Annotated in this window: 23 protein-coding genes; all 23 read right to left on the bottom strand. The window is 62.5% G+C overall.

Translation table 11 applies throughout. From position 1 onward, the window contains the following. Nucleotides 1-15 precede the first annotated feature (15 nt). A complete protein-coding gene (gene hisA / locus GCN75_RS08985) occupies nucleotides 16-789 on the bottom strand; it encodes a 1-(5-phosphoribosyl)-5-[(5-phosphoribosylamino)methylideneamino]imidazole-4-carboxamide isomerase (RefSeq protein ID WP_070219639.1) in 774 nt (257 codons plus the stop codon). A 55-nt stretch (nucleotides 790-844) separates the two neighbouring features. Then, nucleotides 845-1483, bottom strand: a complete 639-nt coding sequence (gene hisH, locus GCN75_RS08980) for an imidazole glycerol phosphate synthase subunit HisH (protein ID WP_152282239.1) — start codon at nucleotides 1481-1483, stop codon at nucleotides 845-847. A 35-nt stretch (nucleotides 1484-1518) separates the two neighbouring features. Further along, the gene (gene hisB, locus GCN75_RS08975; RefSeq protein ID WP_010402123.1) at nucleotides 1519-2109 is read right to left on the bottom strand and encodes an imidazoleglycerol-phosphate dehydratase HisB; all 591 of its coding nucleotides are present in this window, start codon (nucleotides 2107-2109) and stop codon (nucleotides 1519-1521) included. Nucleotides 2110-2128: 19 nt separating this feature from the next. After that, complete coding sequence (hisC, locus tag GCN75_RS08970) at nucleotides 2129-3223, bottom strand: histidinol-phosphate transaminase (RefSeq protein ID WP_152282238.1); 1095 nt, start codon at nucleotides 3221-3223, stop codon at nucleotides 2129-2131. A 33-nt stretch (nucleotides 3224-3256) separates the two neighbouring features. Continuing rightward, nucleotides 3257-4222: a DNA-methyltransferase gene (locus GCN75_RS08965; protein ID WP_405002795.1), complete on the bottom strand. Its 966-nt coding sequence runs from the start codon at nucleotides 4220-4222 to the stop codon at nucleotides 3257-3259. Beyond that, a complete protein-coding gene (gene hisD / locus GCN75_RS08960) occupies nucleotides 4219-5544 on the bottom strand; it encodes a histidinol dehydrogenase (RefSeq protein ID WP_152282237.1) in 1326 nt (441 codons plus the stop codon). The genes GCN75_RS08965 and hisD overlap by 4 nt, the downstream gene beginning before the upstream one ends. A 25-nt stretch (nucleotides 5545-5569) precedes the next feature. Then, nucleotides 5570-6250 carry an ATP phosphoribosyltransferase gene (gene hisG, locus GCN75_RS08955; protein ID WP_152282236.1) on the bottom strand — a complete coding sequence of 227 codons (681 nt, stop codon included), beginning with the start codon at nucleotides 6248-6250 and terminating at the stop codon, nucleotides 5570-5572. Nucleotides 6251-6271: 21 nt separating this feature from the next. Beyond that, the gene (gene murA, locus GCN75_RS08950; protein WP_152282235.1) at nucleotides 6272-7522 is read right to left on the bottom strand and encodes a UDP-N-acetylglucosamine 1-carboxyvinyltransferase; all 1251 of its coding nucleotides are present in this window, start codon (nucleotides 7520-7522) and stop codon (nucleotides 6272-6274) included. A 4-nt stretch (nucleotides 7523-7526) separates the two neighbouring features. Continuing rightward, nucleotides 7527-7763, bottom strand: a complete 237-nt coding sequence (locus tag GCN75_RS08945; RefSeq protein WP_034753824.1) for a BolA family protein — start codon at nucleotides 7761-7763, stop codon at nucleotides 7527-7529. 58 nt (nucleotides 7764-7821) lie between these two features. Next, nucleotides 7822-8583, bottom strand: coding sequence for an ABC transporter permease (locus tag GCN75_RS08940; protein WP_152255884.1), 762 nt, complete (start codon nucleotides 8581-8583; stop codon nucleotides 7822-7824). Then, the gene (locus GCN75_RS08935) at nucleotides 8580-9497 is read right to left on the bottom strand and encodes an ABC transporter ATP-binding protein (protein ID WP_152282234.1); all 918 of its coding nucleotides are present in this window, start codon (nucleotides 9495-9497) and stop codon (nucleotides 8580-8582) included. The genes GCN75_RS08940 and GCN75_RS08935 overlap by 4 nt, the downstream gene beginning before the upstream one ends. A gap of 210 nt (nucleotides 9498-9707) precedes the next feature. Beyond that, nucleotides 9708-10055 carry an STAS domain-containing protein gene (locus GCN75_RS08930; protein ID WP_131378045.1) on the bottom strand — a complete coding sequence of 116 codons (348 nt, stop codon included), beginning with the start codon at nucleotides 10053-10055 and terminating at the stop codon, nucleotides 9708-9710. A gap of 52 nt (nucleotides 10056-10107) precedes the next feature. Beyond that, complete coding sequence (locus tag GCN75_RS08925) at nucleotides 10108-10743, bottom strand: MlaC/ttg2D family ABC transporter substrate-binding protein (protein WP_152282233.1); 636 nt, start codon at nucleotides 10741-10743, stop codon at nucleotides 10108-10110. A gap of 72 nt (nucleotides 10744-10815) precedes the next feature. Continuing rightward, the gene (locus GCN75_RS08920; RefSeq protein ID WP_152282232.1) at nucleotides 10816-11700 is read right to left on the bottom strand and encodes an MlaA family lipoprotein; all 885 of its coding nucleotides are present in this window, start codon (nucleotides 11698-11700) and stop codon (nucleotides 10816-10818) included. Then, a complete protein-coding gene (gene mlaD / locus GCN75_RS08915) occupies nucleotides 11697-12167 on the bottom strand; it encodes an outer membrane lipid asymmetry maintenance protein MlaD (protein ID WP_070219660.1) in 471 nt (156 codons plus the stop codon). The genes GCN75_RS08920 and mlaD overlap by 4 nt, the downstream gene beginning before the upstream one ends. A gap of 79 nt (nucleotides 12168-12246) precedes the next feature. Next, the gene (gene mlaE, locus GCN75_RS08910; RefSeq protein WP_034780952.1) at nucleotides 12247-13029 is read right to left on the bottom strand and encodes a lipid asymmetry maintenance ABC transporter permease subunit MlaE; all 783 of its coding nucleotides are present in this window, start codon (nucleotides 13027-13029) and stop codon (nucleotides 12247-12249) included. Next, the gene (locus tag GCN75_RS08905) at nucleotides 13026-13835 is read right to left on the bottom strand and encodes an ABC transporter ATP-binding protein (RefSeq protein WP_086137632.1); all 810 of its coding nucleotides are present in this window, start codon (nucleotides 13833-13835) and stop codon (nucleotides 13026-13028) included. The genes mlaE and GCN75_RS08905 overlap by 4 nt, the downstream gene beginning before the upstream one ends. Nucleotides 13836-14094: 259 nt before the next feature. Then, the gene (locus GCN75_RS08900) at nucleotides 14095-15558 is read right to left on the bottom strand and encodes a glutamate synthase subunit beta (protein ID WP_152282231.1); all 1464 of its coding nucleotides are present in this window, start codon (nucleotides 15556-15558) and stop codon (nucleotides 14095-14097) included. 79 nt (nucleotides 15559-15637) lie between these two features. Continuing rightward, the gene (locus GCN75_RS08895; protein WP_152282230.1) at nucleotides 15638-20338 is read right to left on the bottom strand and encodes a glutamate synthase-related protein; all 4701 of its coding nucleotides are present in this window, start codon (nucleotides 20336-20338) and stop codon (nucleotides 15638-15640) included. 194 nt (nucleotides 20339-20532) lie between these two features. Beyond that, on the bottom strand, nucleotides 20533-21240 hold the full coding sequence (locus GCN75_RS08890; protein ID WP_152282229.1) for a transposase: 708 nt from the start codon (nucleotides 21238-21240) through the stop codon (nucleotides 20533-20535). A gap of 156 nt (nucleotides 21241-21396) precedes the next feature. Continuing rightward, complete coding sequence (locus GCN75_RS08885) at nucleotides 21397-22077, bottom strand: response regulator transcription factor (RefSeq protein ID WP_034780956.1); 681 nt, start codon at nucleotides 22075-22077, stop codon at nucleotides 21397-21399. 137 nt (nucleotides 22078-22214) lie between these two features. Beyond that, the gene (locus GCN75_RS08880) at nucleotides 22215-23351 is read right to left on the bottom strand and encodes a PAS domain-containing sensor histidine kinase (RefSeq protein WP_152282228.1); all 1137 of its coding nucleotides are present in this window, start codon (nucleotides 23349-23351) and stop codon (nucleotides 22215-22217) included. 49 nt (nucleotides 23352-23400) lie between these two features. Beyond that, nucleotides 23401-26505, bottom strand: a complete 3105-nt coding sequence (locus GCN75_RS08875; protein WP_152282227.1) for a DEAD/DEAH box helicase — start codon at nucleotides 26503-26505, stop codon at nucleotides 23401-23403. Nucleotides 26506-26576: the final 71 nt, after the last annotated feature.

Genomic DNA, 26576 nt, shown 5'->3' with positions numbered 1-26576 from the left:
CCGGGCCGGACAGGCTTAAACGGCGGCGTCGGTCAGTTCGTCGGCGCGTTCCTGCGCCTGCGCCAGGTCGATCGTACCTTCATAGATGGAACGGCCGCAGATCACGCCTTCGATGCCTTCGGCCTGGACGGCGCACAGCGCTTCCACGTCGCCGATATTGTGCAGGCCGCCCGAGGCGATGACGGGGATCTTGACGGCTTGCGCCAGCTTGACGGTGGCCTCGATATTGATGCCGCCCATCATGCCGTCGCGGCCGATATCCGTGTAGATGATCGATTCGACGCCATACGCCTCGAATTTCTTCGCCAGGTCGATCACTTCGTGGCCCGACATCTTGCTCCAGCCATCCGTTGCTACTTTGCCATCCTTGGCATCGAGGCCGACGATGATGTGGCCCGGGAAGGCGCCGCAGGCGTCGTGCAGGAAGCCGGGGCTTTTCACGGCCGCCGTGCCGATGATGATGTAGGTGATGCCCGCGTCGAGGTAGCGCTCGATGGTATCGAGGTCGCGGATGCCGCCGCCCAGCTGCACGGGGATTTCCTCGATGTCGTTTTCCACGGCGAAATCCTGCACGGCTTTCAGGATGGCTTTCACGGCGCCTTCGTTCTTCGGCTTGCCGGCAAAGGCGCCGTTCAGGTCGACCAGGTGCAGCCGGCGCGCGCCTTGCATCAGCCAATGGCGGGCCATTTCGGCCGGGTCTTCGGAAAATACGGTGGCAAGTTCCATATCGCCTTGTTTCAGGCGTACGCAGTGACCGTCTTTCAGGTCGATGGCGGGAATAAGCAGCATGGTCAGTGTGGTTTAAAAGTGAGTGAGAGGCGGAAAAAAAGCCGGAGAGCTAACGTTAAGGTTGCCAGTGAACGAAGTTCTTGTACAGCTGCAAGCCAGCGGCAGCACTTTTTTCAGGGTGAAACTGTGTCGCGAAAATATTATCACGGGCGACGGCGCACGCGAACGGCGCGCCATAGATAGTCTCGCCCACCGTGTGCGCCGCCTCTTGAGGTTGAGCAAAATAGCTGTGCACAAAGTAGAAATAGGCGTTGTCGGCGATGCCATCCCACATGACATGGGACGCCGTTTGCCGCACTTGGTTCCAGCCCATCTGCGGCACCTTGAAGCGCGAGCCGTCTTCCTGCACCTGGCCGTCGAGCTGGAAGCGCACGACTTTGCCTGGCAGCAAGCCCAGACCGGCCGCATCGCCCTCTTCGCTGCCTTCAAACAGCATTTGCTCGCCGATGCACACGCCCAGCACGGGCTTGCTGTCGGCGGCGCGCAGCAGCGCTTCGAGCACGCCCGATTCGCGCAGGCTGCGCATGCAGTCGGGCATGGCGCCCTGGCCCGGCAAGACGATGCGGTCGGCGCTGTCGATGTCGGCCGGCACGCCGGAAATGCGCACGTCGGCTTCGGGCGCCACGGCACGCAGGGCCTGCGCTACCGAGCGCAGGTTGCCCATGCCGTAATCCACCACCACAATTTTATTCATGTTTGATCTCGGAATCTGCAATGTATCGCGGGCGCTTACAGGCTGCCCTTGGTCGATGGAATGATGCCGGCCGCGCGCTCGTCGAGCTCGGCAGCCATGCGCAGCGCGCGGCCAAAGGCCTTGAACACGGTTTCGCACTGATGGTGGGCATTCGTGCCGCGCAAGTTATCGATATGCAATGTCACGCCCGCATGGTTGACGAAGCCGCGGAAAAATTCCAGGGTCAGGTCGACGTCGAAGCCGGCGATCATGGCGCGCGTAAACGGGATGTGGTATTCGATGCCCGGGCGGCCCGAGAAATCGAGCACCACGCGCGACAGCGCCTCGTCCAGCGGCACATACGCGTGGCCGTAGCGGCGGATGCCCTTCTTGTCGCCGATGGCCTTGGCCACGGCCATGCCCAGGGTGATGCCCACGTCTTCCACCGTATGGTGGTTGTCGATATGCACGTCGCCCGTCGCTTCGATATCGAGGTCGATCAAGCCGTGGCGGGCGATCTGGTCCAGCATATGGTCGAGGAAGGGCACGCCCGTGTTGAGCTTTTGCTGGCCGGTGCCGTCCAGGTTGAGGGCGACGCGAACTTGCGTCTCATTGGTGTTGCGCGTGATTTCTGCGGTGCGGTTCATGGGAGGCTCTGGCGGTAGGCTAAACGAGGGATGCCTTGAAGGCATCGTAAAAAAGGGAATTGTCTTCCGAGGTGCTGACGCTGATGCGCAGGCAATTGACCAGCGCAGCATGCATTTTACTCATATTTTTAATTAAAACCCTGTGGGCAAGCAGTTTTGCGCAAACATCGTCGGAATCAGCCACACGAATCAGAAGAAAATTTGCCTTCGACGGAAACACAGTCACGCCCGGCAGCTCTGCCAGGCGCAGTGCCAGCGCATCGCGCGCACTGTTGAGCAAGTCCGCCTGCGCATTGAGCACGTCGAGGTGCTCGAGCGCAAATTCGGCCGCCGCCTGCGTCAGCACATTGACGTTGTAGGGCGGGCGCACTTTTTCAAATTGCGCCAGCAGGGCCGGCGCGGCCGACATGTAGCCGAGGCGAATGCCGGCCAGGCCCAGTTTCGACACGGTGCGCATCACCACCAGGTTCTCGAATTCGGGCAGGCGGCCCATGAAGCTGTGCTGCGCAAACGGCTCATACGCTTCGTCGACGACGGCGATGCCCGTGTCGCCCAGGGCCGCGAGGATGCGCTCGATGTCGGCGCTGGCAAACAGGTTGCCCGTCGGGTTGTTCGGATACGCGAGAAACACCAGCGCCGGGCGGTGCTGTTCGATGGCCGCCAGCATGGCCGGCATGTCCAGGCTGAAGTCGGCCTGCAGGGGCACGCCGACGAAATCCATGCCCGCAAACTGCGCCGAGCGTGCATACATGACGAAGGCGGGCACGGGCGCCAGCAGCACGGCGCGCTTGCCCGCTTCCTGGGTGGCGCAGGCCATGGCCAGGATGGAAATCAGTTCGTCGGAGCCGTTGCCCAGCATGACATCGTAGCCGGCGGGCACGCCCAGCTTGGCGCAGATGGCTTGTTGCAGGCTGGCGTAGGACGGCGGATAGCGGTTCAGCGCCACGCCGGCCAGGCGCGCGCCCAGCTCCTCGCGCAGCTGCTGCGGCAGCGGATACGGGTTTTCCATCGCATCGAGTTTGATGTAACCGCTGGCATCGGCTACCTGGTAGCTTTTGACGGCCTGCACATCGGGCCGTACGGTGTTGCTGATTAACTGATCGAGGAAAGACATGCTGCAAACACTCCTGATGGAATTAGATGGAGACTAAATGACGACGTCTTCCGGCACGGCGGCGCTGCGCGCCTTGCGGGCCGGCGCTTTTTTCACGGCGGGCGGCTTCTTCGCGGCGGCCGGTTTCTTGCTGGCCGCCTTGGCGGCCTTGGGCGCGGCAGCTGCCGCGCGGCGCTTGGCCGGCGCCTTTTTTTCGGGCGTCGGCACGGCCGGTTCGGCCAGCTCCTGCGCGAGCGCCGTCAATCGCTGTTCGATGATGGCGCAGTAATCGGGATTCAGTTCAAAGCCGACGAAATCGCGTCCGCAGCGCTTCGCCGCCAGCGCCGTGGTGCCGCTGCCCATGAACAGGTCGAGCACCACGCCGCCGGGCGGGCACGAGGCCTTGACCATGCGCTCGATGATTTCCAGCGGCTTTTGCGTCGGGTGGTCGGCCCGTTCCGGGTGTTCCTTGTGCAGGCGCGAGACGCTCCACAAGTCTTTCGGGTTGTAGCCCACTTCCAGCCATTTGGCGCCGATGAAGATCGAGCGCGAACGGGCTTTCTTGGTGGCCGCGTCGTAGGCGATGCGCACCGCGTCAAGGTCGAAGTAGTAATCCTTGCGCTTGACGAAGAAGCCGATGGTGTCGTGCACCGATGAAAAGCTGCGCACGCTGCCGCCCATGGACGGCACGCGGCGGTCCCAGATGATTTCATTCATCATCGCCATGCGCTGTTTCAGCATGACGAAGATCTCGGGCGAATAGCGCCAGGTCAGGAAGATATACAGGCTGCCGTTGGCTTTCAGCTTGGGCAGCGCCGCATCGATCCACTGCTCCGTCCAGCGCAGGTAGTCGGCCACCGACTGCTGGTCCGAGGCATTGCCGTAATCCTTGCCCAGGTTGTACGGCGGATCCGTCAGGATCAGGTCCACCGAGCCATCGGGAATGCGCGCCAGCCCCGCCAGCGCGTCTTCGCAATAGACCCGGTTGACCCAGTCCGGCTGCTCCGCCATATTCGTCATGGCTGCGGCTTCAAGCGCAGTTCGGCGCTGCGCGCGTGGGCTTGCAAGCCTTCGCCATACGCCAGGGTGGCGGCGACGCGGCCCAGGGTTTGCGCGCCCGCTTCGCTGACGTGAATGATGGACGAGCGCTTCTGGAAGTCGTACACGCCCAGCGGCGACGAGAAGCGCGCCGTGCGCGACGTCGGCAGCACGTGATTGGGACCGCAGCAGTAGTCGCCCAGCGATTCGGACGAGAAGCGGCCCAGGAACATGGCGCCCGCGTGGCGGATCCGTTCGGCCCACTGCTGCGGGTTGTCCGCCGAGATTTCCAGGTGTTCCGCGGCGATGGCATTGGCGATCTCGCACGCCTCCTCCATACTGCGCACCTTGATCAGCGCGCCCCTGTCCTGCAGCGACGTGCTGATGGTGGCCTGGCGCGGCATCGTCGGCAGCAGCTTGGCGATGCTCTCCTCGACTTGTGCGATGTAGTCCGCGTCCGGGCACAACAGAATCGCTTGCGCCAGTTCGTCGTGCTCGGCCTGCGAAAACAGGTCCATGGCCACCCAGTCCGGGTCCGTCGTGCCGTCGCACAGCACGAGGATTTCCGACGGTCCGGCGATCATGTCGATGCCGACGATGCCGAACACGCGGCGCTTGGCGGCGGCCACATAGGCGTTGCCGGGACCGACGATCTTGTCGACGGCGGCAATCGTCTGCGTGCCGTAGGCCAGTGCGCCGACGGCTTGCGCGCCGCCGATGGTGATCACGCGCGTCACGCCGGCGATGGCCGCGGCGGCCAGCACCATCTGGTTTTTCACGCCATCGGGCGTCGGTACCACCATGATGATTTCGGCCACGCCCGCCACATGCGCGGGAATGGCGTTCATCAGCACGGAAGAAGGATAGGCTGCCTTGCCGCCCGGGACGTAGATGCCGACCCGGTCGAGCGGCGTGATCTTCTGGCCCAGCACCGTGCCATCGGGCTCGGTGTAGGTAAAGCCGCGCAATTCTTCGCGCTGGCGTTCGTGGAAGGCACGGATGCGCTGGGCGGCGATCTGCAGCGCTTCGCGCTGGGCCGACGGCAAGCCGTTCAAGGCCGCCTGCAATTCGGCTTGCGAAATATCGAAGGCCGCCATTTCTGCCGCGCCGCCATGCGGGATGCGGTCGAAACGGTTCGTGTATTCCAGTACCGCGGCGTCGCCGCGCGTTTTCACATCGGCCAGGATGTTGGCGACCGACGCTTCAATCGCTGCATCGGTGCCCGCCTCGAACGCCAGCAGCGTATCGAGCGATTGTTGGAAACCATCCTGGCTTGAATCGAGCTTGCGTATCTGTATCGGCATAATCGGCTTTCTGCTACTTGAATGTCTAGGCTTGCAAAGCAGTTTGCGAGGCGCGTTCGAACGCCTCGATAATCGGCTGCAAGCGCTCGCGCTTGAGCTTGAGCGCAGCCTGGTTGACCACCAGGCGCGACGAGATTTCCATGATGTGCTCGACCTCGACGAGGTTGTTCGCGCGCAGGGTACTGCCCGTGCTGACCAGGTCGACGATGGCGTCGGACAGGCCGACCAGGGGCGCCAGCTCCATCGAGCCGTACAGCTTGATCAGGTCGACGTGCACGCCCTTGGCGGCGAAATGCTCGCGCGCCGTGTGCACGAACTTGGTGGCCACGCGCAAACGGGCGCCCTGGTGCACGGCCTTTTCATAGTCGAAGCCGGCCTGCACCGCCACCGACATGCGGCAGGAGGCGATATTCAGGTCGATCGGCTGGTACAGGCCTTCGCCGCCGTGTTCCAGCAGGACGTCCTTGCCCGCCACGCCGAAATCGGCCGCGCCGTACTGTACGTAGGTCGGCACGTCGCTGGCGCGCACGATGATGACGCGCACGTTCGGATCGTTGGTGGCCAAAATCAGCTTGCGCGAGGTCTCCGGGTTTTCCAGCACCTTGATGCCAGCCGCTTCCAGCAGCGGCATGGTGTCTTCAAAAATGCGGCCCTTCGACAGCGCCAGAATCAGCTGGGAGCTGTCACCGTTGTTCGATCCGTTCATGCTCGTTCCTTTTTCTTGTTTTTACTTGATGCGCACGATGTTCGCACCGACGGCCGACAACTTCACTTCCATGCGGTCGTAGCCGCGGTCGAGGTGATAGATGCGGTCGATCAGGGTTTCGCCATCGGCGGCCAGGGCCGCGATCACCAGCGACGCCGAGGCGCGCAGGTCGGTCGCCATCACGGGCGCGCCACGCAGCTGCTTGACGCCGGCGATGATGGCCGTGTTGCCTTCGATGGTGATGTCGGCGCCCAGGCGGTTCATTTCCTGCACGTGCATGAAACGGTTCTCGAAAATCGTCTCGGTGACGCGGCTGGCGCCATTGGCGATGGTGTTTACGGCCATGAACTGCGCCTGCATGTCGGTCGGGAAGCCCGGGTATTCCGTGGTGCGGAAGCTGACGGGGTTCGGACGGGCCGACATCTCGGCGCGGATCCAGTCGGCGCCGAAGGTCATCGTCAGGCCCATGGCGCGCAGCTTGTCGAGGGCCGCGTCGAGGATATCCGTGCGCACGTTGCGCAGGGTGATGTCGCCGCCGGTGGCTGCCACGGCGCACAGGAAGGTGCCCGTTTCGATACGGTCGGCGATCACCGCGTGCGAGGCGCCGTGCAGCGCGTCGACGCCCTGGATGACCAGGCGGCTGGTGCCGATGCCGTCGATCTTCGCGCCCATGGCCACCAGCAGGTGCGCCAGGTCGGTCACTTCCGGCTCGCAGGCGGCGTTTTCCAGAATGGTCTCGCCTTCTGCCAGGGTCGCTGCCATCAGCAGGTTCTCGGTGCCGGTGACGGTGATCATGTCGGTGACGATGCGCGCGCCTTTCAGCTTGGCGCACTTGGCGTAGATGTAGCCCGCTTCGATGCGGATCTCGGCGCCCAGCGCTTCGAGGCCCTTGATATGCTGGTCGACGGGGCGCGAACCGATGGCGCAGCCGCCCGGCAGCGACACCTTGGCTTCGCCGAAGCGCGCCAGCATGGGACCCAGCACGAGGATCGAGGCGCGCATGGTTTTCACCAGTTCATACGGCGCTTCCAGGGTGTCGATGGCGCTGCCGTTGAGGACCACGCGGTCGCCGTCCTGCTGCACTTTCAGGCCCGTCTGGCCCAGCAGTTTCAGCATGGTGGCCACGTCGTGCAGGTGCGGCACGTTGCTCAGGTCCAGGTCGCCCGCGGTCAGCAGGCCGGCGCACAGGATGGGCAGGGCGGCGTTCTTCGCGCCGGAAATGGCGATGTCGCCGTTCAGGCGGTTGCCGCCGTTGATGAGGAGCTTGTCCATGTGCTTATCCTTGGAATTCTTCAGGTGTCAGGGTTTTCATCGACAGCGCGTGGATTTCTTCGCGCATGCGGTCGCCCAGCGCCGCGTAGACGATCTGGTGACGCTGGATCAGGCGCTTGCCGGCAAAGGCGGGCGAGACGATCACGGCCTGGAAGTGCTGGCCGTCGCCCTCCACTTCGAGGTGCGTGCATTCGAGGCCGGCCGACAGATAGCCGTGGATCAGTTCTGGAGTGGTGGTCACGATAAGTCCTTGATATTGAATAATGTAGTGATGTGATGTGCCGCAGTCAACGGCGCAATTAGTGTCGCAAACGATAGCCGCTTTTCAGCAGGCGGATCGACGCCAGCGCCAGGATCACGAGGAAGCCGGCGACGATGGAAAGACTGAGCCACGGGCTGACGTCGGACACACCGAAGAAGCCGTAACGGAAGCCGTCGATCATGTAAAAGAAGGGGTTCAGGTGCGATACCGACTGCCAGAACGGCGGCAGCGAGTGGATCGAATAGAACACGCCCGACAGGAAGGTGGCCGGCATGATCAGGAAGTTCTGGAAGGCGGCCAGCTGGTCGAATTTTTCGGCCCAGATGCCGGCGATCAGGCCCATGGTGCCCAGCATGGCGGCGCCCAGGAAGGCGAAGACGACGATCCACAGGGGCGCGACAAACGACAGCTTGGCGAACCAGCAGGTGATGGCAAACACGCCAAAGCCCACGGCCAGGCCGCGCGCGACGGAAGCGAGTACATACGCCGAGAAGATTTCCCAGTGCGACAGGGGCGTGAGCAGCACGAACACCAGGTTGCCCGTGATCTTGGACTGGATCAGCGAGGACGAGGAGTTGGCAAACGCGTTTTGCAGCACGCTCATCATCACCAGGCCGGGAATCAGAAAGGCCGTGTAGCTGACGCCGGGGCTGGGTTCCACGCGGCCGTCGAGCACATGGCCGAACACCAGCAGGTACAGCATCGACGTGAGCACGGGCGCGGCCACGGTTTGCGTCGCCACTTTCCAGAAGCGCAGCGTCTCTTTGTAGACGAGGGTGCGAAAGCCTGTCGAAATCATACGGTACCTTTATCCATGATCTGCAAGAAGATATCTTCCAGGTCGGCTTGTTGCAATTGCATTTCATCGATCTCGAGGCCCGCTTCGCGCAGGCGGGCGAGGATTTTCTCGACTTCGCTGTATTCGTTGACGCGCAGGCTGAACTTGTTCGGCGCCTGCTGTTCTTCCGGGTGCAGCACCAGGTGCTGCAGGTCGGCCGGCAAGCTGCCGTATTTGAGGTGCACCTGCAGCTGCGAGCCGGCGATGCGGCGGATCAGGGCCGACATGGTGTCGAGCGCCACCACCTTGCCCGTCTTGAGCATGGCCACGCGCTGGCACATGGCTTGCGCCTCTTCCAGGTAGTGGGTGGTCAGCACGACCGTGTGGCCCCCTTCGCGGTTCAGGCGCGAGATGAACTTCCACAAGGTCTGGCGCAGTTCCACGTCGACGCCGGCAGTCGGCTCATCGAGCACGATGACGGGCGGCTTGTGCACCAGCGCCTGGGCGACGAGCACGCGGCGCTTCATGCCGCCGGACAGGGCGCGCATATTGGTGTCGGCCTTGCCCGTGAGGTCCAGGTTTTCCATGACCTCGTCGATCCACTTGTCGTTGTTCGGCAGGCCGAAATAGCCGGACTGCAGGCGCAGGGTTTCGCGCACGGTGAAGAACGGGTCGAACACCAGCTCCTGCGGCACCACGCCCAGGTTGCGGCGCGCATTGCGGAAGTCGCTGACCACGTCGTGGCCGTGGATCTTGACGGTGCCCGCGTCGGGGCGTATCAGGCCGGCGATGATGGAAATGAGCGTGGTCTTGCCGGCGCCGTTGGGGCCGAGCAGGCCGAAAAACTCGCCTTCCTCGATGGCCAGCGACACGCCGCCCAGCGCCTTGAGCGATTTATAGCTCTTTTCTACATTCGTTATTTGAATTGCGGTCATGTGCTTGTTTCAAGTGTAATGCGTCTGGTGTGATGCGCCAGTTGCCGGTGCAATGCAGGCCGGCTGGCCGGTGCAGGGCGCCCCTTCCGCAGAGGGTGGCGCAACAGTCAATTATAGTTGGAAACTTCGTGGAACACTTGGAGATCAATCCGGCGGCGCTGCTGGCCTGCCGGCTTGAAAGCTACTGCTGATGCGGGGAGTGGGACAGGATCAATGATGATGCAGGTCGGACGGGCTGCGTTCGGCGTGGCCGCCGGCGCTGCCGCAGTCCTCGGCCGTCAACGTGCTCGAGACGAGCGAGCAGACGCCATACAGCTTGGTGAGGTTTTTCAGGTTCGTCGGCAGGTTTTTCAGCTCCAGCACGCCGCCCGCGTCCTGCGCGGCGCGTTGCCACGTCAGCATGACGGAAACGGCGGCCGAATCGACAGCCTTGACGTTGCGCAGGTCGAACTTGGTCTGACCCGAGCGGATGGCGTCCAGACCCTGCTCCAATGCCGAGGTGGCATTGTGCACGGTCAGGGAAGTCAGGGACTGCAAGGTGTCGAGAGAGTCGGGCATGGCGTCGGGCTGCGCTGGTCTGGAGCTGGGTCAGGAGCTATATGATAGCCGATTATTTGGCTTTGGCAGCGGGGCGGCTGGCCAGGGCCTTGTTTTTCGCTTGCAAGGTCTTGATCAGGCCATCGATGCCGCCCTTGCTGATCTCGCTGGCAAAGCTGCTTTTGTACGTTTCCACCAGCCACGCGCCCAGCACGTTGATGTCATAGATCTTCCAGCCGGTCGGGGTTTTCGCCACGCGATAGTTCAGGGGCACGGGTTCGCCGCGCGCCACGTTGACCTGCGAGCGCACTTCCACTTCCGTGTCGGCCGGATCGGCGCGCAGCGGCTTGAATTCCACGGTTTCGTTCTTGATCTGCGACAAGGCGCCCGAGTACGTGTAGATCAGCAGGGTGCGGAATTCGCTGGACAGCTGCTTTTGCTGGTCCGGCGTGGCGTCGCGCCAGAAGCGGCCGGCGGCCAGGGCCGTCATGCGCTGGAAATCCACGTACGGCAAGATCTTGCTTTCCACCAATTCGGTGACGCGCTTGATATCGCCAGCCTGGATGGCCTTGTCGTTCTTGGCCGTGTCGATCACGTCCTGGCTGATGCGTTTGACCAGCACGTCCGGCGCTTCGACAGCGGGGGCGGCCTGGGCGGCGGTGGCAAAGGCGATGGTGGCCATCGCCAGCAGTTGTTTCATCAATTTCATGGTTCTACCTTTCATGGTGTTGCTAAGCACCGGCTGGCGTCGGTCGCAGCCGTGGTGTTTCTTTACCGCAGTTTACTCCTGAGGCCTGGCCTCGGATGCAACGGTATTGCTACCAGATGTTACGAGGTCCGCGGGCGCAACAACGGCCGCAGCCGTGGCTGGCGGCTCTTCCGCAGGGGCCGCTTGCGGTGTCGCATCGTACTCCGGCTCGTAATCGCTGGTGTCGTTTTTTGGCACTTTCCGGTCGCGGCGGCTCGTATCGCCATCGAAGACCTTGCTTTCGCGCGCTTGCAGGAAACCGTCGCGGATGAATTCATAGCGGTCCAGCGCGGCCGCTTCCATCAGATTGGTGGCGTCGAGCAGCGCGGCGCGCTTGTCGACCACGCGCGTCACCGTGCCGATATTGCGCACCGAGACAGGGTCCTTGTAGCGCCATGGGTCGCCCGTGATGTCGAGCGGCAGGGCCACCGTGTCGCGCACGGTCGATGGGCCCAGCAGCGGCAGCATCAGGTAAGGACCAGGCTGCACGCCATACCAGCCCAGGGTCTGGCCAAAGTCTTCGTTATGCTTGGGAATGCCCGCCTGCGACGCGATGTCGATCAGGCCGAGGATGCCGAAGGTCGAGTTCATGCTGACGCGCACGACGTCTTGCAAGCCCGCTTCACCCTTGCCTTGCAGCAAGTTGTTCACGGCGCTCCACACATCGGACAAGTTGCCGAAGAAGTTGCCCACGCCCGTTTGCACGAACGACGGCGTGACCGTCTTGTAGGCCGTGGCGGCCGGTTTCAGGGCCACCTGGTCGACGGTGTCGTTGAACTTGAACATGGCGCGGTTATACCCTTCCAGCGGGTCGCGCGGATTGGTGCCGGTGGCGCAAGCGCTCACGCTGGCGGCGATGGCCAGGGCCAGGCCGATACGCGCCAGGCTGCCTTGGGATTTCATGGTCGACTCGCTCATTTGCTGTCCTTTCCTTCCGCTGCCTTGCTGTAGATGAACTGATTGATCAGGTCTTCCAGCACTGTGGCCGATTGAGTACGGGCAATCTTGTCGCCCTCTGCCAGGTTCGCCAGATCGCCGCCTGCTTCCAGGCCGATATATTGCTCACCCAGCAAACCGGCCGTCAAAATCTTGGCCGAGCTGTCTTTCGGAAATTTGTAGCCATCTTCGATGTCGAGTTTCACCAGCGCCTGATACGTCTTGTCATCAAAGCGGATTTCCGCCACGCGCCCCACCACCACGCCGGCGCCCTTGACGGGTGCCTGCGGCTTGAGGCCGCCAATATTGTCGAACTTGGCCGTAATGGTATACGTCTTGCTGAAAGACAGCGAGCTCATATTGCCGGCCTTGAGCGCCAGAAACATCAATGCCGCCACACCCAGCAAGACGAACAAGCCGACCCAGACATCCAAAGATTTACGTTGCATAAACAATCCTAAATAATTTTTACTTGTTGCCGCCTGCGCAACATCCTGCCCAGGCCCGCTGTTTGTCGTTGATCGGCAATTACTTGCTAAACATCAACGCCGTCATCATGAAATCGAGCCACCACACCATCAGCGACGAAATCACCACCGTGCGCGTGGTCGCGCCGGACACGTCTTCCGGCGTCGGCTGTGCCTGGTAACCCTGGAACAGCGCGATGAAGGTCACCGCAATGCCGAACACCAGGCTCTTGATGGTGCCGTTGCCCACTTCTTTCCAGACATCCACGCCGCCTTGCATCTGCGACCAGAACGAGCCTTCGTCGACGCCGATCAGCACCACGCCCACCAGGTAGCTGCCGATGATGCCGACAGCCGTAAAAATGGCGCCGAGGATCGGCATGGCGATCACGCCGGCCCAGAAACGGGGCGCCAGCACGCGCTGGATCGGGTTCACGGCCATCATTTCCATGGCCGACAATTGCTCGCCCGCCTTCATCAAGCCGATTTCCGCCGTCAGCGACGTGCCGGCGCGGCCCGCAAACAGCAGCGCCGTGACCACCGGGCCCAGTTCGCGCGTCAGCGACAGCGCCACCAGCAAGCCCAGCGACTGCTCGGCGCCATACGTGGTCAGGGTGTAATACCCTTGCAAGCCCAGCACCATGCCGACGAACAGGCCGGAGACGGCGGTAATCACCAGCGAGCGATTACCGATAAAAAACAGTTGCTCGATCACCAGGCGCGGACGGCGCCACAGGCCGCCCGAGGAAGCGATGATGATGAAAAACGAACGCACGGCAAAGCCGAGGTCTTGTACCGAATTGCGCAACCATGCTCCGATCGCCGCCAGGAAACGCGCGATCATCGGCCCGCTCCCGCGTGCAAGCCCAGGTCGTCGGCCAGCGACTTGCCCGGATAATGGAACGGCACGGGGCCATCTGCCTCGGCATTGACGAACTGCTTGACGTACGGATGCGTCGACACGGCCATCTCGGCCGGCGTGCCGTGCGCCACAATCTTGCCCGATGACAGAAAATAGACATAATCAGCGATGGCGAAACACTCCTTCACATCGTGCGATACCAGGATAGACGTGGAGCCCAGCGCATCGTTCAGATTGCGGATCAAATTGGCCGTCACGCCCATGGAAATCGGGTCCAGGCCGGCGAACGGCTCGTCATACATGATCAGTTCGGGGTCGAGCGCGATGGCGCGCGCCAGCGCGACGCGGCGGCCCATGCCGCCCGAGATCTCGGCCGGCTTCAATTGCGCCGCGTTGCGCAAGCCCACCGCGTGCAGCTTCATCAGCACCAGGGTGCGGATCAGCTCTTCATTCAAGTCCGTGTGTTCGCGCAGGGGAAACGCCACGTTCTCGAACGCCGTCAGGTCCGTAAACAACGCACCGTGCTGGAACAGCATGCCCATCTTGCGGCGCAACTGATATAACTGGTCGGTTCCCAGCGTATGCACGATCTGGCCGTCGACATTCACGGAACCGGAACTGGGGCGCAGCTGCCCGCCGATCAAGCGCAATACGGTCGTCTTGCCACTGCCGGAGCCACCCATGACGGCCACAACTTTTCCACGTGGGAAATCCATTTGAAGGCCCGATAAAATCGAACGTTCTCCATAGGCAAAGTGTAAATCACGGATCTCAACAAGATTTGGCACGACGAAGCTCACTATTTTAATGGCGTATTGTAGTGCAGAAACGCCAACCTCTGCTGAGACACCCCTTGGGACAGCCCCGGAAAGGGGAAGAATACAACACTAATGAATCGAAAGTCAGATATTGTATTAGAAATTTGGCCTGCGCATCGCCGCCCCCTCCGATGACTTGCACGGACGTTGACCTGGCAGATAAAAATAACAAAGGCCACGGCGCGATCCGCGCCGTGGCCCTGGCAAAAAACGAACAATTGCTCGTTTTTTAGCGCGGCAGCAGGGATGCCCCCATCAGGAACTCATCGACGGCGCGCGCGCACTGGCGCCCCTCGCGGATGGCCCACACCACCAGCGATTGGCCGCGGCGCATGTCGCCGGCCGCAAACACCTTGGCCACCGACGTCTGGTAGCAGCCGGCGCCATCCGTGGTCGCCTTGACGTTGCCGCGCGCATCCGTGTCGACGCCGAACGCTTCCAGAACTTGTTGTACCGGAGAAACAAAACCCATGGCCAGGAAGACCAGGTCGGCCTTCATCTCGAATTCCGAGTTCGGCACTTCGCTCATCTTGCCGTCTTTCCATTCGACACGGCAGGCGATCAGCTTTTCCACCTTGCCGCCCTTGCCTTCGAAACGCTTGGTGGCCACGGCCCAGTCGCGCTCGCAGCCTTCCTCGTGCGAGGACGAGGTGCGCAGCTTGGTCGGCCAGTACGGCCACACCAGCGGCTTGTTTTCCTGTTCCGGCGGCTGCGGCATCAGTTCGAACTGGGCCACCGAGGCGGCGCCATGGCGGTTCGAGGTGCCCACGCAGTCGGAACCCGTGTCGCCGCCGCCGATCACCACCACGTGCTTGCCCGTGGCCTTGATCTGCTCCTTGAGCTTGTCGCCCGCGTTGACCTTGTTTTGCAACGGCAGGAAATCCATGGCGAAATGCACGCCTTTCAGTTCGCGGCCCGGCACGGGCAAGTCGCGCGGCTGCTCGGCGCCGCCGGCCATGATGACGGCGTCGAATTCTTTTTCCAGGTCTTCCGGGAAAATGGTTTCCTTGGCCCAGTTGTTCACATGGGCAGGGAAATCCTTGCCGACGAGCACGCTGGTGCGGAATACCACGCCTTCCGCTTCCATCTGTTTCACGCGCAGGTCGATGTGCGACTTTTCCATCTTGAAGTCAGGGATGCCGTAACGCAACAAGCCGCCGACCCGGTCGCTCTTTTCGAACACGGTGACGGCATGGCCGGCGCGCGCCAGCTGCTGCGCCGCCGCCAGGCCGGCAGGGCCGGAACCGACGATGGCCACTTTCTTGCCGGTACTAAAGCCGGCAGGCTGCGGCGTGACCCAGCCGTGCTCCCAGCCCATGTCGATGATCTTGTGCTCGATGGACTTGATGCCGACGGGATCTTCGTGGATGCCCAGGGTACAGGCCGATTCGCACGGCGCCGGGCAGATACGGCCCGTGAATTCCGGGAAGTTATTCGTCGAATGCAAGATATCGAGCGCTTCGCGGTAGGCGCCGCGGTACACGAGGTCATTCCAGTCGGGAATGATGTTATTCACGGGACAACCCGTGGTACAGAAGGGAATGCCGCAATCCATGCAGCGCGCGCCTTGCACGGTCGCTTGCGCGTCCGACAGGTGCAGCACGAATTCCTTGTAGTTCTTCAGACGCGCGGCAGGCTCCAGATAGTGCTCGTCCTGGCGCTTGAATTCCATGAAGCCGGTAATTTTACCCACGATGTTTCCTTTGTATTTAGCTGGCGGGGAGCGGCCAAGCCGCTCCCGTGTCACATTTTTGGCAATGAGCTTGGCTGGCTCAGGCGGCGACGGCTTGCACTTCCATGGCAGCATCGGCAGCCATCTCGATCAGCGCGCGCTTGTACTCGTTCGGGAAGACTTTCACGAACTTGCCGCGCGCCGCGGCCCAGTCGTCGAGCAGGACGCGGGCGCGCGTGCTGCCCGTGTGCTTGAAGTGACGCTCGATCAGGCGCTTGAGGATGACTTCGTCCGCTTCCGGCACGCCGTCGCGGTGCTGCGTATGCCAGGCATCGCGGTCGACATGCTGTTCCGCTGCGGACACGACTTTGTCCAGGCTGACCATGGCCGTGTTGCACTTGCTGGCAAAGTCGCCCGCCGGGTCGTACACATAGGCGATACCGCCCGACATGCCCGCCGCAAAGTTGCGTCCCGTGTTGCCCAGGACCACGACCGTGCCGCCCGTCATGTATTCGCAGCCATGGTCGCCCAGGCCCTCGACCACCGTGGTGGCGCCCGAGTTGCGCACGGCAAAGCGTTCACCGGCCACGCCATTGAAGAAGGCTTCGCCGGCAATGGCGCCGTACAGCACCGTGTTGCCGATGATGATGTTGTCCACGGCCCAGCCACGGAATTCCGTATTCGGCCGCACGATGATGCGCCCGCCCGACAAGCCTTTACCCACGTAATCGTTGCCCTCGCCCACCAGGTCGATCGTGATGCCATGCGCCAGGAAGGCGCAGGCCGACTGGCCCGCCGTGCCTTGCAGCTGGATGTGGATGGTGTCGTCCGGCAAGCCGGCATGGCCGTATTTCTTCGCCACTTCGCCGGACAGCATGGTGCCCACCGTGCGGTTCAGGTTGCGCACGGGCGAGATGAAGGAGACGCGCTCGCCCTTTTCCAGCGCTGCGCGCGCTTGCGCGATCAGCTTGTGGTCGAGCGCCTTTTCCAGCGCATGGTCCTGGAATTCCACGTGGCGACAGGCCTGGCCATCCGGCGTTTCCGGCTTGTGGAAGATGGCCGAGAAGTCCAGTCCCTGCGCCTTCCAGTGCGAAATCGCCTTCGATTTGTCCAGCAGGTCGACGCGGCCGATCAGCTCGTCATACGTGCGGATGCCCAGCTGCGCCATCAATTGACGCGCTTCTTCGGCGACGAAGAAGAAGTAATTGACGACATACTCGGGCTTGCCCGAGAACTTGGCGCGCAGCACGGGATCTTGCGTGGCCACGCCCACCGGGCAGGTATTCAAATGGCATTTGCGCATCATGATGCAGCCTTCGACCACCAGCGGCGCCGTGGCGAAACCGATCTCGTCGGCGCCCAGCAGGGCGGCGATGACCACGTCGCGGCCCGTCTTCATCTGGCCGTCGGCCTGCACGCGGATGCGGCTGCGCAAGCCATTGAGTACCAGCGTCTGTTGCGTTTCGGCCAGGCCCAGCTCCCACGGCGTGCCCGCATGTTTCACGGACGACAAAGGCGAGGCGCCCGTGCCGCCATCGTGGCCGGCGACGACCACGTGGTCGGCCTTGGCCTTGGTGACGCCGGCCGCCACCGTGCCGATGCCCACTTCCGACACCAGTTTCACGGAAATCGACGCGCGCGGGTTGGCGTTCTTCAAGTCATGGATCAGCTGCGCCAGGTCTTCGATGGAATAGATGTCATGGTGCGGCGGCGGCGAAATCAGGCCCACGCCCGGCACGGAAAAGCGCAGGCTGGCGATGTATTCGGACACCTTATGGCCCGGCAACTGACCGCCTTCGCCCGGTTTCGCGCCCTGCGCCATCTTGATCTGGATCTGGTCGGCCGAGTTCAGGTAGGCGGCCGTGACGCCGAAACGTCCCGACGCCACCTGCTTGATGCGCGAACGCATGGAATCGCCTTCCTGCAGCGGAATATCGACGACGATCTGCTCGGCACCGACGACGGAGGCCATGGTGTCGCCCTGGCGGATGGGGATGCCCTTCAATTCCTGCGTGTAGCGGTTCGGATCTTCGCCGCCCTCGCCCGTGTTCGACTTGCCGCCGATGCGGTTCATGGCCACGGCCAGGGTCGCGTGCGCTTCCGTGCTGATGGAACCGAGCGACATGGCGCCCGTGGCGAAGCGCTTGACGATTTCCTTGGCCGGTTCCACTTCGTCGAGCGGGATGGCCTTGGTCGGGTCAAGCTTGAACTCGAACAGGCCGCGCAAGGTCAGGTGGCGACGGCTCTGGTCGTTGATGATTTGCGCATACTCTTTATAGCTGGAGAAATTGTTGCTGCGCGTGGAATGCTGCAATTTCGCAATCGCATCCGGCGTCCACATGTGGTCTTCGCCGCGCACGCGGAACGCATACTCGCCGCCCGCGTCGAGCTTGTCAGCCAGCACGGGATCGCTGCCGAAGGCCAGCGCGTGCAGGCGCAGCGCTTCTTCCGCCACTTCAAACACGCCGATGCCTTCCACGTTCGAAGCCGTGCCCTTGAAGTATTTGTCCACCAGCGACTTGTTCAAGCCGATGGCTTCGAAGATCTGCGCGCCGCAGTAGGACATGTAGGTCGAAATACCCATCTTCGACATGACTTTCATCAAGCCCTTGCCCACGGCCTTCGTGTAGTTATAGATGGCTTTGTCGGCGGACAAATCGCCGGGCAAGCCGTGCGCCATCTCGGCCAGGGTTTCCATGGCCAAGTAGGGGTGGACGGCTTCCGCGCCATAGCCTGCCAGCAAGGCGAAGTGGTGCGTTTCACGGGCCGAGCCCGTTTCCACGACGAGGCCCGTGGAGGCGCGCAAGCCCTTGCTCACCAGGTGCTGGTGCACGGTCGAGGTGGCCAGCAGCGCAGGGATCGCCACCTGGTCGGCGCAAATGGCGCGGTCCGAGACGATCAAAATGTTATGGCCGGACTTGACGGCGTCGACGGCTTCCGCGCACAGCGAGGCCAGGCACGCTTCCACGCCTTCCTTGCCCCAGGCCAGCGGGTAGCAGATGTCGAGTTCATACGACTTGAACTTGCCGCCCGTGTGGGCGCTGATGTTGCGCAAGCGCGCCATGTCGTCAAAGCCCAGCACGGGCTGCGCCACTTCCAGGCGCATCGGCGGGTTGACGTTGTTGGTATCGAGCAAGTTCGGTTTCGGGCCAATAAACGACACGAGCGACATCACCATCGCTTCGCGGATGGGGTCGATCGGCGGATTCGTCACTTGCGCGAACAGCTGCTTGAAGTAGTTATACAGCGGCTTGAGTTTGTTCGACATCACGGCCAGCGGCGAGTCATTGCCCATCGAGCCCGTCGCCTCTTCGCCGGCCAATGCCATCGGCGCCATGAGGAATTTCAAGTCTTCCTGCGTGTAGCCGAACGCCTGCTGGCGGTCCAGCAACGATGGCTGCACTTTTTCGCCCTGGGCGCGGTCCTGCTTGGCCTGGCCTTCGGCCAGCTTGATCTCGTCGAGCTTGATGCGCACCGAGTTGATCCACGCCTTGTACGGCTTGGCGTTGGCGTAGGTGTTTTTGAGTTCCTGGTCGTCGATGATGCGGCCCGCTTCCAGGTCGATCAAGAACATCTTGCCAGGCTGCAAGCGCCATTTCTGGATGATTTTCGATTCCGGGATCGGCAGCACGCCCGATTCCGACGCCATCACCACCAGGTCGTCATCCGTCACGATGTAGCGGGCCGGACGCAAGCCGTTGCGGTCCAGGGTGCCGCCGATGTGGCGGCCATCCGTGAACGCCATGGCGGCAGGACCGTCCCACGGTTCCATCATGGCCGCGTGGTATTCATAGAAGGCGCGGCGGTTGTCATCCATCGTCGTGTGGTTTTCCCACGCTTCCGGAATCATCATCATCATCGCCTGGGCGATCGGGTAGCCGGCCATCAGCAGCAGTTCCAGCGCATTGTCGAAACACGCCGTGTCGGACTGGCCTTCATAGATCAGGGGAAACAGCTTTTGCAGGTCGTCGCCCAGCACGGCCGACTTCATCACGCCTTCGCGTGCGCGCATCCAGTTGAAATTGCCTTTCACCGTGTTGATCTCGCCGTTATGGGCGATCAGGCGGTACGGGTGGGCCAGCGGCCATTCTGGGAAGGTGTTCGTCGAGAAACGCTGATGCACCAGGGCCAGGGCCGAGATGCAGCGCGCATCCTGCAAGTCCTTGTAGTACACGCCCACCTGGTCGGCCAGCAGCAAGCCTTTATAGACGATGGTACGGGCCGACATGGACGGCACGAAGAATTCCTTGCCGTGCAGCAGTTTCAGGGCCTGGATGGCGTGGCCCGACGATTTGCGGATCACATACAGTTTGCGCTCGAGCGCGTCGGTGACCATGATGTCCGGGCCGCGGCCGATGAAGATCTGGCGGATCACGGGTTCCTTGGCGCGCACGGTGGGCGACATCGGCATGTCCGTATCGATGGGCACGTTGCGCCAGCCCAGCACGACCTGGCCCTCGATGCGCACGGCCCGTTCGATTTCCTGCTCGCAAGCGATGCGCGACGCGTGTTCCTTCGGCAGAAACACCATGCCCACGCCATATTCGCCAGGCGGCGGCAATTCCACGCCCTGCTTGGCCATTTCTTCGCGGTAGTACTGGTCGGGAATCTGGATCAGGATGCCGGCGCCATCGCCCATCAGCGCATCGGCGCCCACGGCGCCCCGGTGATCGAGGTTTTTCAGAATCAGCAAACCCTGTTCGACGATCGAATGGGTCTTGTTGCCCTTGATATGGGCGACGAAACCGACGCCGCAGGCATCGTGTTCATTGGCTGGGTCGTACAGGCCTTGCGCTTTCATGGGCTTCTCCGCTGCATATGACTATCGAAAAACTAGAGTAGTGCAACGCAACAAAAAACTCAACCACAAAAATTAGGGTCGGAGTCGAATTAAATTCCATTCCGTCGCCCTAAAAATTTAATAGGGACATAGTCAAACGAATTTCAATAAAAGGTGGGAAAGGAACCATTTTTTGTTTTAAATGCGAATGCTTTTTAGTTAGGGGCCGCGTCGGCCACGATTTTGCGGGGACGGCCCCGCTTGGCAGGCAGCACTTGCCGCTGCATTTTCACTTCCAGCGCCTGCTTGAATGGCTCGGAACCCAGCGGCCAGCCCTTCAGCACAGCCTGCTCTACCGCCTTCACCTGGCTGCTGCCCAGGCCCTGCTCGAACAGGCGCAGATACGCGGCCTCGCGGTCGAACGGCGTGTTGCCCAGCGCCCAGTACAGCGCATGGTCGGTGATGACGGGATCGGGCCGCACGCCCGCATGGTGGGCATAGCTGGACCAGCTGTAATCGAGCGCCTGGCCCGCCAGGCCCGTTTGCACGGGTACGCATTCCAGGTAGCGGCAGCAGATGAGGAAGAAATTGTCAGGATCGATGACGGAAGTTTTGTAGCGTCCCTGCCACAAGGCGCCTTCGCGGCCGTATTTTTGATTGAAATACGGCACGTAATAGCGTCCCAGCCACTGCATCAGCTGTCCCAGACCCGTGGCGTCGGCCGGCGTCGCCAATACATGTAGCTGATCAGGCAACAAAACATAGGCGTGGATGGCCACCTTGAACATTTTCGCACCCGTTTTCAGCCAGGACAGGAATTGCGCGTAATCGGCCGCATCCTGAAACACAGGCTGGCGGTTGCTGCCGCGCTGGATCACATAATGGGGCAATGCGGGAATGATGAGGCGGGGCAAACGGGCCATGGCAGAATCGGTCAAAAGAAGGCTAAGGCCTTGATTTTACACACTCTGGTGCGCCAGGAACGACTCTGACCCTGTTTTATTTTGAATGCAGGAAAAAGCCGTTGACTCTGTCCCTTTTTATGGCGCCACCCGCCTGCGGGTGGCTGCAGGTGCAAATCAGGACAGGTTGAAGCTGGCCGACAGGCTGTAGCCCTCGCCATATGCGCTGCGCAGCGGCAAGTCCTGGCCCAGGCCCGTCTTGGCTTTCTTGCGCAGGCGGTACACGAGCATGTCGACTCTGCGGCCCGCATCGGGATCTTCGCCGCCCATGCCGGCTACGATGACGTCGCGCGGCACGGGGCGGGTGTTGATGGTCAGTAGGTGCAGGAAGTTGAATTCTTTTTCCGTCAGGGCGATGACCGAGCCCATCAGCTCAAGTTGGCGAGCGCTTACTTTCAAGGTCCACTTGCCCGGCTCGGGCACAGGGTCTTGCGGCCCCACGCGGCGGTCGAGCGCCTCGATGTGGGCGGCCAGTTCGGGGAACTTGATCGGCTTGGTCAGATAGTGGTCGGCGCCCAGGCGCAAGCCCAGGATGCGGCTGTCGAACGCCACGCGGCCCGTCAGCACCAGCACGCCGATTTGCGGATACAGCTGGCGCATGCGGGGGATAACATTGAAGCCATCCTCATCGGGCAAGCCCAGGTCCAGTACGACCACGCCAACATTGCCATGGCTCAACGCCGTCCACATGCCGCCAGCGGAGCTGGTGATATGGACTTCGTGTTCGAGCTCAACGAGAAACTCCGCCATGTCTTCGGCGTAGTCCAGATTGTCTTCGACGATCAGTATTTTCGTCATTGCAACGCCATTCTTCCGTTAGTGAGCTACCGTGGGCAAACCATGCCATTCACTTCTGCACCATGATGGACGGCACAATAGGTTTACGTCAAGGAATTATCACGGTTGCCTTCAGCGGAAGCAAGGCTTTTCCTTGTCTAGACAGGCAAGGGCAGCCAAATCCGGAAAACAGCCCCGCCTTCGGGCAGATTATGCCCCTGTAAACTCCCCCCATGCACGTCCACCACGGCGCGCGCCATGTACAGGCCCAGGCCCGCCCCCGGATGCTGCGCATCGGTTCCACGGAAACCTTTTTCGAACAGCTGCGCCAGTTCGTCTTCCCGCAAGCCGGGCCCCGCATCGCGCACGCACAGGGCCACGCCCCCTTCGGGCACCAGCTTGGCCGACAAGGTGATGGCGCTGCCCGGCGCGCTGAACTTGACGGCGTTGTCTAACAAGATTTTCAGGCACAGGGCCATGCCGGGCACGTCGCAGCGCAGCCTGGCCGGCAAGTCCTCGTCCAGTTCCAGCTGCACGCGGTGGCTGGCCGGTACGGTGGCGGCCGCCTGCTGCAGCAAGGCCAGCGGCGCGATGCCGTCGGCGGCCCGCTCGCGGCCGATGGCCGCCATGCGTTCGGGCGACAGATAATCATCGATCATGGACAACAAACGGTCGACGGCCGTCTGGATTTTCACGTAGCGCTTGCGCGTGGCGTCGTCGGCGTCTTGCGAGGTCGACACGAGGCGCTGGATGGCGCCGTCGATGGTGGCCAGCGGCGTGCGGAATTCATGCGACAGCATCGAGGCGAAGCGCTTCTGTTCCTTTTCCCGCTCCGCTTCCTGCGCCTGCGCCTCGCTGACGTCGCGCAAGCTCCCCACCAGGGTCATGCTGCGCCCCGCCGCCGCGGGCACGATGGTCGAGCTGATTTCCAGCGCCAGCAGGTGGCCGTCGGCGTGCGGCAGCGCCACTTCGCGCAGCAGGGTCAAACGGCTGGCATCGCCATCGCGCCAGCGCTGCAGCCGGGCCGGCACGTCCGCCGCCAGCTGTGCCGCATGCTCGCGCAAGGCAGGCAAGTCGTAGCCTGTCAGGCGCTGCGCGGCGGGGCTGATGTAGAGCAATTCGAAGGTGGTGGCGTCGAGCAGGAAGGCCGCGTCGCGTCCGTGCTCGGCCAGCAGGCGGAACTGCGTTTCGCCCGCCCGTGCGCGCAGCAGGGCACGGCGCAACTGGACGAAACGCAGCGCCATGAGGATGGCGCCGGCCAGCAGCAATACAAGAAAGGGCAGGAAGGGCAGCATGCGTTATACCTGGCAAGAAAGAATCGCCAAGTATAAGCGTGCGGCAGCGTTAATCTTCCAGCGGGGCGAAAATCTGCTGCAAGTCTTCCTGCGTGAGGGCCATCTTCTGCGACTCGCCTTCGGCCAGGATCGATTGCGCCAGCTCCGATTTCTTTTGCTGCAGCAGCTGGATTTTTTCTTCCAGCGTGCCCTTGGCGATCAGCTTGTAGACGAACACGGGCTTGTCCTGGCCGATGCGCCAGGCGCGGTCCGTGGCCTGGTTTTCCGCCGCCGGATTCCACCACGGATCGTAATGGATGACCGTGTCGGCCGCCGTCAGGTTCAGACCCACGCCGCCCGCTTTCAGGCTGATCAGGAAGATGGGCACGGCGCCCTGCTGGAAGGCCGCCACCTGCGCGCCCCGGTCCTTCGTCTCGCCCGTCAGCAACGCATACGGAATGTCGCGCGATTCCAGCTCTTCCTCGATCAATTCCAGCATGCTGGTAAATTGCGAGAAGACGAGGATCTTGCGCCCTTCGTCGAGCAAGTCTTCCACCATCTGCATCAGGTCGAGCAGCTTGGCCGAACCGGCCGACTGCTTCTTCGCCGGCAAGGATTTCACGAGGCGGGGGTCGCAACACACCTGGCGCAATTTCAACAGCGCTTCGAGGATGACGATCTGGCTGCGCGCCACGCCCTTCTTGTCGATTTCTTCGCGTACTTTTTGATCCATCGCAAGACGCACGGTTTCATACAGGTCGCGTTGCGGTCCCGTCAATTCCACCTTGCGCACCATCTCCGTCTTCGGCGGGAGCTCCTTGGCCACATTGTCCTTCGTGCGGCGCAGCAGGAAAGGCTTGATGCGGCGGTTCAGCAGCATGCGCCGCAGCGGGTCGTCCTGGCGCTCGATCGGGTGACGGAACTGCGTGTTGAACGTCTTTTCGTCGCCCAGCAAGCCCGGCAGCAGGAAGTGGAATTGCGACCACAATTCTCCCAGGTGATTTTCCAGCGGCGTGCCGGACAGGCACAGGCGGTGGCGCGCGCGCAGCAGGCCCGCGCTTTGCGCCGCCTTGCTGCGCGTATTCTTGATGTAGTGCGATTCGTCGAGGATGACCAGGTGGAAATCATGCTCGCGCAGGGTTTCCTCGTCGCGCGGCAACAGGGCGTAGGTGGTCAGCACCAGGTCGCATTGGTCGATCTGGTCGAATTGCTGCGCACGGTCCTTGCCTTGCAGCAGCAGCACTTTCAGGCTGGGCGCGAACTTGGCCGCCTCGTCCTGCCAGTTGCCCATCAAGCTCGTGGGCGCGATCACCAGGGCTGGATGCGTGAGACGTCCCGCTTCCTTTTCCACCAGGATATGCGCCAGCGTCTGCACGGTCTTGCCCAGGCCCATGTCATCGGCCAAAATCCCCGCCAGGTCGTGGTCGCGCAGGAATTGCATCCACGCCAGACCATCGGCCTGGTAATCGCGCAAGGTCGCTTGCAAGCCGGCTGGGGCCGCCACTTTTTGCACGGAACCGAACTGGCTCAGCTTGCGGCCCATGGCGCGCAGCTGCTCGCCGCCCGTCCATTCCATGTCCAGGCCCCGCGCCAGCTCTTCCAGGCGCGCCGCGTCCAGGGTCGACATGCGCACCGCATGTTTGATCTTGTCGCTGAAGTACAGTTCCCCCAGGGTGTTCAGGATGGGGCGCACCCGTCCCCACGGCAGGGCCACGCGCGTGCCGTTTGGCAAGGTTGCCAGCATCTGGTCATCGTCCGCATGCGCTTCGATGACTTTCGGATTGAAATCGTTGGGCGCGTTGCGGATCAGCTGCACCAGCACGGGCAGCAGCGGCACGCGCTCATGGTTGACGACGATGCCCAGTTCCAGCTCGAACCAGGCGTTGCCGCTGTCCGGGTCCTGGTCGTCGATCTCCGCATACCAGTCGCCCACGTCGCTCACGTCGTAGCGGTATTTGGCCGTCTTTTCCACGATCCAGCCCTGGTCCAGCAAGGTATCGATGCCGGACTCGGCAAAACGCAGCCATTCCGCCTGCGATGGCAGCAGCAAGGCGCCCTTCAAGCCGCTCAAGGGGGCGGAGCCCGGCTTCTTGAATTGCAGCTCGGCCAGGGTGGCCAGCGCGCGCGCTTCATCGGCCGTATTTCTCTGGATAATTTCCGTCACCTCGCCCACTTGCCGCACCACGCGCTGCGACGGGTCGAACGAGACGCGCTCGCCATCGTAGTCGTAGGACAGCACGGCGAAGTCGCTCCAGCGCTGCACGCTGCCATCGGCCAGCATGGCGCTGTCCATCAGCAAGACCGGTTGCGCCGGCACGTCCTTGCGCAAGCGCTGCGGCAACGGTTGCGGCAGCGGCATCAAATGCTGCAAGCCCTGCGCCAGCAGCAGTTGCGACACGCGCACCTTGTCGTTCGCGTTCAGCGGCGGCGCCTGCGCCACCAGCGCCTGCAAGTCGGCCAGGGAAATGTCGGAGCCGCCCTGGTTCAGTTCCAGCACGCCGCACGACAGGTTGTCGATGTACCACGGCGGATCGGTGGGCAGCATGTAGTCGATCTGGTCGGCGCCATGGTGCTTCGCCCCTTCCGGCGGGTCCACTTGCCAGCCCAGGCGCATGGTCTTGCCTTCGTCGCGCCAGAACAGGCGGGCGGGACGCACGGGACCTTCCTTCAGCGGATACACGAGGCCATTGCCCACGTCGGCCCAGGAATTGGCCCACAACAATTTATCCTGCTCGGCCAGCATTTTCAGCAGGGCCGCGCCCACCTTGCCTTTCGGCTCCGTAGCGCTGCCCGTCTGCGAATTCTGTCCGCTGCGCATGGCCACGAAGAAACGCACGAGGTCTTCGTCAAACGGCGTCAGGAACGTGGGCGGCGCGGACAGCAGGGAAAAGATTTCGCTGATGGGACTGGCTGCCGCCACGTCGCCGTTCGGCCGCAGCCGCGCCTTGTACAGGCACAGGGCCACGTGGCGGCCACCGCTGGTGGGCGCCAGCACGTAGATCAATCGATGCTGGTTGAGCTTGGGATCAGGTTCGGCAATCGTCAGCACGGCCTTCGGATGGGCGGCTGCCTCCACCCGCTGCAGCCAGGTGGCGACGGCATACGGCAAAGGCGCTCCCGGCGCGCTGGCCGGGGCAACTGGGGTTTCACTGGTTTCGTCGCGGGTAAAATCCATGGGGCGCATTTTTGTGTAAAGGTCGTATCCAAATCGGCAACAGGCAATATTATCCGCCATACAGCCGTTGC

Origin of the sequence: Janthinobacterium violaceinigrum, from assembly GCF_009208555.1 — a bacterium.
Taxonomy (GTDB): Bacteria; Pseudomonadota; Gammaproteobacteria; order Burkholderiales; family Burkholderiaceae_D; genus Janthinobacterium; species Janthinobacterium violaceinigrum.
The sequence above is the reverse complement of the archived record's forward strand: the minus strand, read 5'-3'. Positions and strand labels throughout refer to the sequence as shown.

Bases quoted from the DNA above. Each gene is read 5' to 3' on its own strand.
- GCN75_RS08895 (WP_152282230.1), bottom strand. From the start codon at position 20,338: ATGAAAGCGCAAGGCCTGTACGACCCAGCCAATGAACACGATGCCTGC.
- hisB (WP_010402123.1), bottom strand. From the start codon at position 2,109: ATGAACCGCACCGCAGAAATCACGCGCAACACCAATGAGACGCAAGTT.
- GCN75_RS08965 (WP_405002795.1), bottom strand. From the start codon at position 4,222: ATGACGAATATGGCGGAGCAGCCGGACTGGGTCAACCGGGTCTATTGC.
- murA (WP_152282235.1), bottom strand. From the start codon at position 7,522: ATGGACAAGCTCCTCATCAACGGCGGCAACCGCCTGAACGGCGACATC.
- GCN75_RS08925 (WP_152282233.1), bottom strand. From the start codon at position 10,743: ATGAAATTGATGAAACAACTGCTGGCGATGGCCACCATCGCCTTTGCC.
- hisA (WP_070219639.1), bottom strand. From the start codon at position 789: ATGCTGCTTATTCCCGCCATCGACCTGAAAGACGGTCACTGCGTACGC.
- mlaD (WP_070219660.1), bottom strand. From the start codon at position 12,167: ATGCAACGTAAATCTTTGGATGTCTGGGTCGGCTTGTTCGTCTTGCTG.
- hisD (WP_152282237.1), bottom strand. From the start codon at position 5,544: ATGCCGATACAGATACGCAAGCTCGATTCAAGCCAGGATGGTTTCCAA.
- GCN75_RS08875 (WP_152282227.1), bottom strand. From the start codon at position 26,505: ATGGATTTTACCCGCGACGAAACCAGTGAAACCCCAGTTGCCCCGGCC.
- GCN75_RS08935 (WP_152282234.1), bottom strand. From the start codon at position 9,497: ATGACCGCAATTCAAATAACGAATGTAGAAAAGAGCTATAAATCGCTC.
- hisH (WP_152282239.1), bottom strand. From the start codon at position 1,483: ATGAATAAAATTGTGGTGGTGGATTACGGCATGGGCAACCTGCGCTCG.
- GCN75_RS08885 (WP_034780956.1), bottom strand. From the start codon at position 22,077: ATGACGAAAATACTGATCGTCGAAGACAATCTGGACTACGCCGAAGAC.
- hisG (WP_152282236.1), bottom strand. From the start codon at position 6,250: ATGAACGGATCGAACAACGGTGACAGCTCCCAGCTGATTCTGGCGCTG.
- GCN75_RS08930 (WP_131378045.1), bottom strand. From the start codon at position 10,055: ATGCCCGACTCTCTCGACACCTTGCAGTCCCTGACTTCCCTGACCGTG.
- hisC (WP_152282238.1), bottom strand. From the start codon at position 3,223: ATGTCTTTCCTCGATCAGTTAATCAGCAACACCGTACGGCCCGATGTG.
- GCN75_RS08940 (WP_152255884.1), bottom strand. From the start codon at position 8,583: ATGATTTCGACAGGCTTTCGCACCCTCGTCTACAAAGAGACGCTGCGC.
- GCN75_RS08890 (WP_152282229.1), bottom strand. From the start codon at position 21,240: ATGGCCCGTTTGCCCCGCCTCATCATTCCCGCATTGCCCCATTATGTG.
- GCN75_RS08920 (WP_152282232.1), bottom strand. From the start codon at position 11,700: ATGAGCGAGTCGACCATGAAATCCCAAGGCAGCCTGGCGCGTATCGGC.
- mlaE (WP_034780952.1), bottom strand. From the start codon at position 13,029: ATGATCGCGCGTTTCCTGGCGGCGATCGGAGCATGGTTGCGCAATTCG.
- GCN75_RS08880 (WP_152282228.1), bottom strand. From the start codon at position 23,351: ATGCTGCCCTTCCTGCCCTTTCTTGTATTGCTGCTGGCCGGCGCCATC.